Source organism: Blautia sp. MSK17_66 (genome assembly GCF_020538025.1).
In the GTDB taxonomy this organism is placed as follows: Bacteria; Bacillota; Clostridia; order Lachnospirales; family Lachnospiraceae; genus Blautia_A.
Genome location: NZ_JAJBNQ010000006.1, coordinates 53,426 through 64,686, shown reverse-complemented (window position 1 = coordinate 64,686; position 11,261 = coordinate 53,426). Strand labels below are relative to the sequence as shown.

9 protein-coding genes are annotated in these 11,261 nt (G+C 45.5%); all 9 read left to right on the top strand.

Annotated features, from left to right (window positions below; all coding sequences use genetic code 11):
* The first annotated feature begins 4 nt into the window (after positions 1 to 4).
* The 9 genes from miaA to LIR34_RS04590 all read left to right on the top strand — a co-directional run bounded on the left by miaA (position 5) and on the right by LIR34_RS04590 (position 11,257).
* On the top strand, positions 5 to 958 hold the full coding sequence (gene miaA, locus LIR34_RS04630; protein ID WP_173902126.1) for a tRNA (adenosine(37)-N6)-dimethylallyltransferase MiaA: 954 nt from the start codon (positions 5 to 7) through the stop codon (positions 956 to 958).
* A 21-nt stretch (positions 959 to 979) separates the two neighbouring features.
* A complete protein-coding gene (locus LIR34_RS04625) occupies positions 980 to 2,263 on the top strand; it encodes a methionine gamma-lyase family protein (protein ID WP_173902125.1) in 1,284 nt (427 codons plus the stop codon).
* Positions 2,264 to 2,298: 35 nt separating this feature from the next.
* A complete protein-coding gene (locus LIR34_RS04620) occupies positions 2,299 to 3,483 on the top strand; it encodes an NAD(P)/FAD-dependent oxidoreductase (protein ID WP_173902124.1) in 1,185 nt (394 codons plus the stop codon).
* A complete protein-coding gene (locus tag LIR34_RS04615) occupies positions 3,480 to 5,066 on the top strand; it encodes an NAD(P)/FAD-dependent oxidoreductase (RefSeq protein ID WP_173902123.1) in 1,587 nt (528 codons plus the stop codon). Before LIR34_RS04620 ends, LIR34_RS04615 begins: the two co-directional genes overlap by 4 nt.
* An 89-nt stretch (positions 5,067 to 5,155) precedes the next feature.
* Positions 5,156 to 5,866, top strand: a complete 711-nt coding sequence (gene radC, locus LIR34_RS04610) for a RadC family protein (protein ID WP_161284311.1) — start codon at positions 5,156 to 5,158, stop codon at positions 5,864 to 5,866.
* 12 nt (positions 5,867 to 5,878) lie between these two features.
* Positions 5,879 to 6,892 carry a rod shape-determining protein gene (locus LIR34_RS04605; protein WP_161284310.1) on the top strand — a complete coding sequence of 338 codons (1,014 nt, stop codon included), beginning with the start codon at positions 5,879 to 5,881 and terminating at the stop codon, positions 6,890 to 6,892.
* 20 nt (positions 6,893 to 6,912) lie between these two features.
* Complete coding sequence (gene mreC, locus LIR34_RS04600; RefSeq protein WP_161284308.1) at positions 6,913 to 7,836, top strand: rod shape-determining protein MreC; 924 nt, start codon at positions 6,913 to 6,915, stop codon at positions 7,834 to 7,836.
* On the top strand, positions 7,836 to 8,363 hold the full coding sequence (gene mreD, locus LIR34_RS04595; protein WP_161284306.1) for a rod shape-determining protein MreD: 528 nt from the start codon (positions 7,836 to 7,838) through the stop codon (positions 8,361 to 8,363). The genes mreC and mreD overlap by 1 nt, the downstream gene beginning before the upstream one ends.
* A gap of 59 nt (positions 8,364 to 8,422) precedes the next feature.
* Positions 8,423 to 11,257, top strand: a complete 2,835-nt coding sequence (locus LIR34_RS04590) for a penicillin-binding transpeptidase domain-containing protein (RefSeq protein WP_244092196.1) — start codon at positions 8,423 to 8,425, stop codon at positions 11,255 to 11,257.
* The last annotated feature ends 4 nt before the right edge of the window (positions 11,258 to 11,261 follow it).

Here is an 11,261-nt window from a genome sequence, read left to right as displayed (position 1 = left end):
TTTTATGAAAAAGCCACTGATCGTACTGACGGGGCCAACCGCAGTAGGAAAAACAAGTCTTTCGATCTCGCTGGCGAAGGCAGTAAACGGAGAGATCATCTCTGCAGACTCCATGCAGGTTTATAAAGGAATGGACATCGGTTCCGCCAAGATCCGCAGAGAGGAAATGCAGGGTGTCGCGCACTATCTGATAGATGTGCTTCAGCCAGAGGATGAGTTTCATATTGTGAGATTTCAGGAAATGGCCAAAGCTGCCATGAAAGAGATTTATGCCAAGGGAAAAATTCCGATCCTGGTAGGAGGAACAGGATTTTATATTCAGGCAGTTACCAGGGATATTGATTTTACCCAGGCAGAACAGGAAACCTCCTATCGGGAGGAGCTGGAAGGCCTCGCCAGAGAAAAAGGGGCAGAATATCTTCATGAGAAACTCAAGGAAGTGGATCCCAAGAGTGCACAAAATATTCATGCCAACAATGTAAAGCGTGTGATCCGTGCCCTGGAATTCTATCATCAGAACAAAACACCGATCTCAGAGCATAACGAGGAACAGAAGCAGCAGGTTTCCCCGTACAATCTGGCATATTTTGTCCTGAACGCACCGAGAGAGATTTTGTATGAACGCATCGATCAACGTGTAGATAAGATGATGGAGGAGGGGCTTCTTGAGGAAGTCAAGGCATTAAAAGAACGTGGATGTCATCGGGAAATGGTATCCATGCAGGGACTTGGATACAAAGAGATCCTGGCCTGTCTGGACGGAGAATATCCTCTTGAAGAGGCAATCCGCATCCTTAAAAGGGACACAAGGCATTTTGCAAAGCGCCAGCTTACCTGGTTCAGAAGAGAACAGGACGTGATCTGGCTGGATAAAGAAGCATTTCACTGGAATGAGAGTGAAATACTGGAATATATGATGAATATACTCAGTGAACAAGGTATTCTTGAAAGAAATTAACGGGAGAGGAACAGATAAGAAATGAAAGAAATGTATGAACAGCTTGGGATTTCTTCTGAAGTCTACGATTTTGGAAAAGAGATTGAAGCATCTTTAAAGGAACGTTTTCAGAAATTTGATGAGATTGCAGAATACAATCAGATGAAGGTACTTCTGGCAATGCAGAAAAACAAAGTCAGTGCAGACTGCTTTCAGTCTTCTTCAGGGTATGGCTATGATGATTTCGGCCGTGACACTCTGGAAAAAGTGTATGCAGATACGTTCCATACGGAAGCCTGTCTGATCCGTTCACAGATTACCTGCGGGACTCACGCACTTGCGATCGCATTGTTTGGAAATCTGCGTCCGGGCGATGAGATCCTGGCACCGGCAGGAAAACCTTATGATACCCTGGAGGAAGTGATCGGTATCCGCCCGTCCAGAGGTTCTCTTGCAGAATATGGTGTTACCTATAAACAGGTAGATTTGAAAGAAGACGGAACCTTTGATTACGATGCGATCCGCGCTGCGATCAATGAAAAAACACGTCTTGTGGAAATTCAGCGTTCCAAGGGATATCAGACAAGACCTTCCTATTCTGTAAAGCAGATCGGAGAACTGATCGCATTCGTAAAGGGAATCAAACCGGATGTCATCTGTATGGTGGACAACTGCTACGGTGAGTTTGTCGATACAGTGGAGCCAAGTGATGTCGGAGCAGATATGATCGTAGGTTCTCTTATCAAGAATCCGGGCGGCGGACTGGCACCGATCGGAGGCTATATCGCAGGAACAAAAGAATGTGTGGAAAATGCGGCAGCCCGTATGACCTGTCCCGGTCTTGGGATGGAAGTAGGTGCTTCTCTTGGTGTAAACCGTTCTTTCTACCAGGGCTTTTTCCTTGCTCCGATGGTGACCAAGGGAGCCTTAAAGGGTGCTGTTTTTGCAGCGAACATCTATGAGAAGCTTGGTTTTCCGGTTGTTCCAAACGGAAGCGAGCCACGGCAGGATATCATTCAGGCAGTTACACTTGGTTCCCCGGAAGCACTGATCGCATTCTGTAAGGGAATCCAGGCAGCAGCGCCGGTTGACAGCTATGTGGATCCGGAACCGTGGGATATGCCGGGATATGACAGCCAGGTCATCATGGCAGCGGGTGCCTTCGTGCAGGGCTCTTCCATTGAGCTTTCCGCAGATGGTCCGGTAAAACCGCCATATGCAGTTTATTTCCAGGGCGGACTTACCTTTGAACATGCCAAACTGGGTGTTCTGATGTCGCTTCAGAAACTGGTAGAGAAAAATCTGGTAACTCTGCCTGTAAAATAAAGCAGGGACCGCGTTTTTCTGAGAAGGAGTTATTTATGGATAAAAAACGACAGGTGATCATTGTCGGTGGTGGTGCATCCGGACTTACCGCAGGAATCATGGCAGCCAGAAACGGAGCCACCGTCACGATCCTGGAACAGAATGAGAAGCCAGGACGCAAAATCTGTGTGACAGGAAATGGGCGCTGCAATCTGACAAACCAGGATATGTCCTGGAAGTATTTTCACGGAGAACATCCAGAGTTTGCAAAGAAGATCCTTGCTCAGTTTTCTCTGGAAGATACCTTAAGATTTTTTGATGAACTGGGAATTGTCGTGACAGAGAAAAAGGGCTGGCTGTATCCTCGTGGAGGGCAGGCGAAATATATTCCGGAGCTTTTGCTTCTCAGAGCTCGTTCTCTCAAAGTAAAAATCAAAACCAGGGAAAAGGTCTTAAAAATCTATAAAGAACAGAATACCTGGAAGGTTCAAACCGAAGGCTGGACATATGAAGGTGATGCTGTTATTCTTGCAAATGGCTCCAAAGCTTCAAAGGTTCCGGGCTCTGACGGAAGTGGTTATGTCCTTGCAGAGGAACTTGGGCATTCTGTTTTAAGACCGCTTCCGGCACTCACAGGACTAAAGGCGAAGGGAAATTTCTTCTCTTCCTGGGCAGGGGTGCGTACGGAAGGTAAGGCGACGTTATGGATCGATGGAACGATATCTGACAGCGAAACCGGAGAGCTTCAGTTGACAGAGTATGGTATTTCTGGTATTCCTGTGTTTCAGATCAGCGGAGCGGCAGCAAGGGCACTGGATCAGAAAAAAAAGGTGTCTGTCACATTGAATTTTTTTCCGGAATATACAGAAACAGCTGTCCGGGAACTTCTTTTGGAAAGGGAAAAGAAATATCCGGAGCTTTCTGCGGCAGAGAGACTTCTCGGTCTGCTTCCGGATAAGCTGATCAAAGTCCTTCAAAAGCAAAAAGACCTCTGCATGGCAATGACGGCATTTCCGCTTGAAATAAAGGGAACCAGCGGATTTGAGCAGGCACAGGTCTGCACCGGAGGGGTAGATACTACAGAAATAAACCCGGAAACACTGGAATCCCTGCTTTGTCAGGGACTGTATTTTGCGGGGGAACTCCTGGATATTGATGGTCCCTGCGGAGGCTATAATCTGCAGTGGGCGTGGTCAAGCGGAGCAGTGGCAGGCAGATATGCGGCAAAGGAGCAAAGATGATACGGATCACACAGTTAAAGCTTTCTGTGAATCATACAGAAGTACAGCTTCACAAAAAAATTGCACGGACGCTGAAATGTCCGGAGGGAAGTTTTTCATATGAGATTATAAGACAGTCTCTGGATGCCAGACATAAAGAAGACAAAAAATTTGTCTATACGGTGGATGTTGTCGTTCCGAATGAAAAACAGATATTAAAAAAAGTTCACAATAAAAATATTATGTCAACGGAAAAGAAGGAATACCAGTTTCCGAAACCGGGAAGTACCAGGCTCGTACATCCACCGGTCATCGTCGGAAGCGGACCGGCCGGCCTTTTTTGTGCCTGGTATCTGGCAAAAGCCGGCTATCGTCCTCTGGTTCTGGAGCGTGGTGAGCAAGCATCCAGACGAAAGGAGACCGTGGATCATTTCTGGAAGAATGGTGTCCTGAATCCTGATTCCAATGTTCAGTTCGGAGAAGGCGGTGCAGGAACTTTTTCTGACGGAAAGCTGAATACTCTGGTCAAGGATCCAAACGGACGAAACCATGAGGTATTGAAACGCTTTGTACAGGCAGGAGCCCCACAGGAGATCGTCTATCAGCAAAAGCCCCACCTTGGGACAGATGTGCTGATCGGCATTGTAGAAACACTCCGCCATCAGATCGAGGAGATGGGCGGCAGCTTCCGCTTTGAGGCGAAGATGACAGACCTGCTTTTTGAAGAGGGACATCTGAAGGAAGTGGAAGTGAATGATCAGGAGAAAATTCCGGCAGAGGTCTGCGTACTGGCACTTGGTCACAGCGCCAGAGATACCTTTGAGATGTTAAATCGGCGGGGAGTTTATATGGAACCCAAACCGTTTGCTGTCGGTCTTCGAGTGGAGCATCCGCAGAGTATGATCAATATGGATCTTTATGGAGAAGAGGAAAATGAATTCCTCGGTGCTGCAAGCTATAAGGTGACACATACCTGTGAAAATGGACGCGGAGTATATTCTTTCTGTATGTGTCCGGGTGGATATGTCGTGAATGCCTCTTCGGAACCGGGAAGACTGGCAGTCAATGGCATGAGCTATCAGGCGCGTGACAGCAAAAATGCAAACAGTGCCCTGATCGTCACCGTGAGTCCTTCTGATTTCCCGGATGATACACCACTTGGGGGAATTGCTTTCCAGAGAGATCTGGAACGTAAAGCCTGGGAGCTTGGAGAAGGCAGGATCCCTGTTCAGCTTTTTGGAGATTTCAGAAAAAATCAGGCAAGTACAGCCTTCGGTGAGGTGACACCGCAGATGAAAGGTGGATTTGTCCTTTCCAATGTCCGTTCTATTCTTCCTAAGGCAGTCGGAGATTCCATCGAGGAGGGTATGCTTGCCTTCGGCAGAAAGCTTTCCGGATTTGACCGTGAAGATGCACTTTTGAGTGGAATTGAGAGCAGAACTTCTTCTCCGGTGAGGATTGTCCGCAGCAAAGAAGGACTATCTAATATAGAAGGAATCTATCCCTGCGGGGAAGGCGCCGGATATGCCGGAGGCATCACATCTGCTGCTATGGATGGCATAAAAGTGGCGGAATTCATTTGTGAAAAATTCAGAAATTTTTAGGAGGGAGTGTACATCTCCCTCTTTTTATGCTAAAATGAGTTTTGATTCTTCGGGGGTCTGATCTTGTTTAGAGAGCAAAAGGCAGACATATGAATCAAATTATGAAAGAAATACCGGAGTCAGAGCGTCCTTATGAGAAATGTATACGGGATGGAGAGGCAGTGCTCAGTGACAGTGAGCTCCTTGCAGTGATTCTGCGGTGCGGTACCAGGGGGATGAATTCTCTGGGACTGGCAAACGAAATCCTGAATCATATGGAGCATTCTTCCTACCCGGGACTGCTTGGACTTCTTCACAGTTCACTGGAAGATCTGAAGAAGATTCATGGGATCGGTACCGTGAAGGCAGTACAGCTTAAATGCATAGGGGAACTTTCCAAGCGCATGGCGTGTGCGGCTGCAAGACCGGCACTTAGTTTTCAGAATCCGGACTCGATCGCAGCCTATTATATGGAGCAGCTTCGACACCAGGAACAGGAACTGATGATCTGTATGATGCTTGACAATCAGAATCATCTGCTGAATGATATTGTACTGTCCAAGGGAACAGTAAATGCGACACTGATCACTCCAAGAGAAGTATATCTGGAGGCACTCCGCTATCATGCAGTCAGCCTGATACTTGTACATAATCATCCTGGCGGCAATCCTGCACCAAGTCATTGTGACCGTGAGATCACGGAGAGGATCTTTAAAGCAGGAGAAATGCTTGGAATTTCTCTTCTGGATCATATCATCATTGGAGATCACAGATATGTCAGCTTCAGGGAACAGGAAATACTCGGAGAATACCTGAAATGAAGGGATTGTTTTATGCTTTTACGAAAAACGTACGGAATAGACCTGGGCAGCAGCACCATCAAAGTCTATTCCTTTTTAAAGAACAAGAGTTACATGGAAAAAAACATGGTGGCATCCAAGGGGCACACGATCATTGCCATTGGAAATGAGGCCTATGAGATGTTTGAAAAATCCCCGGTAAATATTGCGGTGAACTCTCCGATGACTTTTGGAATGATCGCCAATCTGGAACTTCAGGAGATTGCCTTGTACAGCATGATGAAGAAGATTGATAAATTTCTCGGGATCGGATCGGATATGTTTTTTTCAGTTCCGCTGGATATGACGGCGATTGAGAAACGTGCATATTATCATGTGGTAAACGGTCACTGGCTTCGTCAGAATCGGGTTTATATGGTGGAAGCTCCCATAGCGGATGCACTGGCCATGGGAATTCGAATGGAGAAGAATGAGGGAAGTATGGTCGTCAACATTGGTGCACAGAGTACGCAGTTTTCCATTTTGACGGACGGAAATATCATTATGTCCAGGAAGGTTCCGATCGGCGGCAGACAGATGAATGAAGCTATCTGTGCAGAGATACGTAAGCGTTATAATCTGCAGATCGGCACACGTACCGGTAAGCGGCTTAAGATTGCCATGGGACGACTGAACGATCAGCGAAAGGATGCCCGCAAGGTGGTCGGGATCGACAGTATTTCCGGCCTTCCAAGAGAGGAGATCATTTCCGGATATGTCGTGAACGCCGGGATCATGGACTGTGTGAATGCGATCGCGGCAGAGATGAAGATATTTTTGGAACGAATCCCACCGCAGATCGCTTATCATATTTCCAGAGAGGGAATCTATCTTACCGGTGGAAGTACACGTATTCCGTATATCGACAATTATCTGGCAAGCTATACAGGCGTATCCTTTAATTTATCGCCTTTCTACGAGAAGTCGACGATCTGTGGACTTGAGAAGATCATCCGGGACCGGGATCTTAGAAATTGGGCACAGCCCGTCAAACAACGTAAATTATAATTTTCTTAGGGGTATGATACATGAAAAACCTGAAAAAGAAATTTCAATTTCGAATACATTTAAAGAGTAAGCATTTATTGGTCATCATGACATTCTTCTGTGGCAGTGCGGTGGTATCGACGCTGGCCTCCGGCGTTACGTCGGAACCTCTGGCAGAGGCAGCAGGTATGATCGTGGTTCCGTTTGAGAAGAGTATCGATGGAATCGGAAGCTGGATCGGTGAGATCAGTCAGACCTTCCAGGACAAGCAGGAGCTGATCAACAAAAATCAGGAACTTCAGGATGCCGTGGATACACTGACGGAGCAGAACAACATTCTGATCCAGAATCAGTCGGAGCTTTCACGCCTTCAGGAATTATATAAGCTGGATGAGGAGTATTCTTCCTACCCAAAGGTTGCGGCAAGAATCATCTCCAAGGATCCTGGAAACTGGTATGATACATTTATGATCAACCGGGGAAGCAACGACGGCATCCGCGTAGATAATAATGTCATTTCCGGCAAGGGGCTTGTTGGTATTGTCACGGAGGTAGGCTCGAACTGGGCAACCGTCCGTGCCATTATCGACGACAGCAGCTATGTCAGTGTTATGACTGTGGGTACGGATGATAATTGCGTGGTGACAGGAGATCTTGAGCTGATCGATGAAGGCAAGCTGCGTTTTTCACAGCTGTATGACAAGGACGACAAGGTGACCGTGGGAGAACGTATTGTCACTTCAAACATCAGTGACAAATATGTGGAAGGTTTGTTCGTAGGTTATGTCAGTGAGCTCGAACTGGATACTAACAATCTGACAAAGACAGGTACGATCGTGACTCCTGTGGACTTTAAGCATCTGAAGGATGTTTTTGTGATCACGGTCAATAAGCAGGATGCTGTCGATAGCGGCAGTACTTCACAGGAGGATGCCGCAGAGACTGGTCAGGAGGGAACAGAATAATGAAGAGTAAGATTGTTCTTTTCTTTACGATCATTGTATGCTTCCTTTTGCAGTCCACGCTCCTCCAGAAAATAGCCATTGGCTCGATCACACCGAATCTCTTGTTGATCCTGTGTGTATCTATGGGACTGATGCGTGGGCGTAAGAGTGGTCTGTGGACCGGCTTTTTCAGCGGACTGCTTGTGGATCTGTTTTATGGATCTGTATTTGGATTTTATGCACTGATCTATATGTATGCCGGTTTTTTCAGCGGTTATGCATTTCGTATTTATTATGATGATGATATCAAGGTGCCAATGGCACTGACGGCTATTATGGATCTCATCTATAATCTTGCCGTATACGGGCTTCAGTTTTTCCTGAGGGGAAGACTTGGGATATTTAAATATTTATACAGGATCATCATTCCGGAAATCTTTTATACAGTTTTTCTGGCATTGATCGTATATAAAATTTTTTATTATATTAATCATCACTTTATGAATGCAACCAGGAAAGAAAGGGAATCTATTTGGGTACTAAAATAAAAAGAATATTCAAAAAATTTCAACTGAAACGAACCTCTGTACTTTTACTTTTATTTATCATGTTGTCTTTTGTCCTGATCCGACAGCTCTATCAGCTGCAGATCATACAGGGAGAGGATTATATTGATGAATTTCAGACAAGGACGACGAAAACGCGAGTCCTCAAAAGTACCAGGGGTAATATTTATGACAGAAACAATAAACTGATTGCTTCCAATATTCTGTCTTATTCTCTGACATTTGAGGATAATGGAAGTTATGATACCACCCGTGAAAAGAATCTGACTCTGAACGGAGTTGCCTATAAGGTTCTGCGTATCCTTGCAGATAACGGTGACAGTCTCTCTAATACATTCCATATCAAACTGGACAATAATGGAAACTATGTATTTGATATTGAGCCGGGATTTACCCTGAATCGATTTAAGGCGGATATTTACGGTCATGCGCTGATCGATGATCTGACAGAGGATGAGGCGGCTGCAAGTGCAGAGGATATTATGAGCTACTTAAGCGGCAGCAAGGGCTTTTCTATTGTTCTTTATGGCGACGATGCCTATACAACGGAAGAACTGAAGAAATATGGACTTCCGGAGGAACTGACCAGACAGGAGGTCCTTGACATTGCGATCATGCGTTATGAGCTGAGTACAAACAGCTTCCAGAAATATATGGCTGTTACGATAGCGACAAATGTCAGTGAAAGCACAGTGGCAGCAGTCAAAGAAAATCAGAATGAACTCCAGGGAATTGATGTGCTTGAGGATTCCAGTCGTCAGTATGTAGATGATGAGAGTATGGGACCGCTTCTTGGCTATACCGGAAAGGCATCTTCTGAGGAACTGGCGGATCTTAAGAAGCAGAACTCAAAATATAAGAGCAGCGCAGTAATCGGAAAAGCCGGAATTGAGCAGTATATGGAACTGGAACTGCAGGGGACAGATGGTCAGGAAACGGTTACGGTTGATAACCTTGGTAAGGTTTTGAAGATCGACAGCGATACCACCGTCGAGCCTCAGGCAGGAAATGATGTCTATCTTTCTGTTGATGCAGACTGGCAGGCGGCAATCTACCAGATTCTGAAGCAGAGAGTTGCAGGTATTCTTCTGAACAAGATTGAGGCTGTTAAAGAGTTCAACTATGAAGCTGAGCAGGATGCAAGTAAGATCGTTATTCCAATCTATGATGTATACAATGCTCTGATCTCGAACAGTGTCATTGATATTGACAAGTTCAGTGATGAGAATGCATCGGATACAGAAAAAAATTTATACGCCAAATTTCAACAAAAGCAGCAGGAAGTTTTTGATACAATAACTAATAGGCTGACAATGGATAATCCACCGGCATACAAGGACGAATCCGATGAGCTTAAAGAATATCTTTCTTATATCTGTGATACCATTCTGAGAGATACACTTGGTGTGATCAAGAAGGATGCGGTGGATACTTCTGATGCAACCTATCAGGCATGGGCCACAGATCGCAGCATCAGTCTTAAGGATTATCTGAACTATGCTGCCAGTCAGAACTGGATTGACATATCGGTCATCTCTCCGAAAGAAGAATATCTGGATTCTAACGAGGTTTATACAACACTTACAGATTATATTACTGATTATCTCAAGACAGATACCGGATTCTCCAAGCTTCTGTATAAATACATGCTTATGGATGACCGGATTTCAGGACAGGATATCTGTCTGGTGCTGTATGAGCAGGGAGTACTCTCAAAGGATGATGCAAGCTACGCAAGCCTTGCATCCGGTCAGATGTCAGCATATGATTTCATGATCAACAAGATTGCCAATCTGGAGATCGAACCAGCACAGCTTGCACTTGCACCATGTTCAGCATCCGCTGTCATTACAGATGTAAAAACAGGAAAAGTTCTTGCCTGTGTATCCTATCCGGGATATGATAATAATAAGCTCAGCAACAATATGGATACCAGCTATTATACAAAGCTTGCCCTGGATCAGTCGAGTCCGTTCTTCAATAAGGCAACGCAGCAGACAACGGCACCAGGTTCCACCTTAAAGCTTCTGTCTGCCGTTACAGGTATGATGGAGGGTGTTATCGATGACGGCACCTATTATGAATGTACGGGTAAATTTGACTTGGTGTCACCGGCCATCTACTGCTGGAACCGTCAGGGTCACGGATCTCTGGAGATCAGAGGTGCGATCGAACAGTCCTGTAACTATTTCTTTAACATGGTCGGTTTCCTTGCAGGCAAAAATGCGGATGGTGACTTTTCTGAAACACTGAGTCTTTCCAAACTGCAGAAATATGCTTCTGAGTTTGGTCTCGATGAAAAAACTGGCATTGAGATTTCAGAAGCAACACCACATATTTCTGACAGTAAAGCAGTTCCTTCCTATATTGGACAGGGTAATCATCTGTTTACAACCAGCCAGCTTGCCCGTTATGCGACAGCACTGGCAACCTCGGGAACTGTCTATGACCTTTCACTTTTAAATAAGGTTACAGACTCCCAGGGCAAAATCCTCAATGAATACGCACCGTCTGTAAAGAATGAAATGAGCGATGTACCGAATAATGTGTGGGAAGATATCCACGACGGTATGCGAAGAGTGGTACAGACGCATGAGCAGTTCAACGGACTTGGGGTAACACTTTCGGGTAAAACAGGTACAGCTGAGCTGGATATTTACCATCCGAACCACGGTCTGTTTATCGGATATACAAACTCACCTTCTACGGGAGACGCGGAATATGCGATTGCTGTCCGTATTGCAAATGGATATACATCAGGAAATGCCTGCCTGACTGCAAATGATATTTTACAGTACATCTATGATCTGGCAGACGAGGATACAATTCTGACAGGTTATGCCTCCAGTGATACAAGTAATACTTCAAACGACTAAGGAT

Bases quoted from the DNA above. Each gene is read 5' to 3' on its own strand.
- miaA (WP_173902126.1), top strand. From the start codon at position 5: ATGAAAAAGCCACTGATCGTACTGACGGGGCCAACCGCAGTAGGAAAA.
- LIR34_RS04625 (WP_173902125.1), top strand. From the start codon at position 980: ATGAAAGAAATGTATGAACAGCTTGGGATTTCTTCTGAAGTCTACGAT.
- LIR34_RS04620 (WP_173902124.1), top strand. From the start codon at position 2,299: ATGGATAAAAAACGACAGGTGATCATTGTCGGTGGTGGTGCATCCGGA.
- LIR34_RS04615 (WP_173902123.1), top strand. From the start codon at position 3,480: ATGATACGGATCACACAGTTAAAGCTTTCTGTGAATCATACAGAAGTA.
- radC (WP_161284311.1), top strand. From the start codon at position 5,156: ATGAATCAAATTATGAAAGAAATACCGGAGTCAGAGCGTCCTTATGAG.
- LIR34_RS04605 (WP_161284310.1), top strand. From the start codon at position 5,879: ATGCTTTTACGAAAAACGTACGGAATAGACCTGGGCAGCAGCACCATC.
- mreC (WP_161284308.1), top strand. From the start codon at position 6,913: ATGAAAAACCTGAAAAAGAAATTTCAATTTCGAATACATTTAAAGAGT.
- mreD (WP_161284306.1), top strand. From the start codon at position 7,836: ATGAAGAGTAAGATTGTTCTTTTCTTTACGATCATTGTATGCTTCCTT.
- LIR34_RS04590 (WP_244092196.1), top strand. From the start codon at position 8,423: ATGTTGTCTTTTGTCCTGATCCGACAGCTCTATCAGCTGCAGATCATA.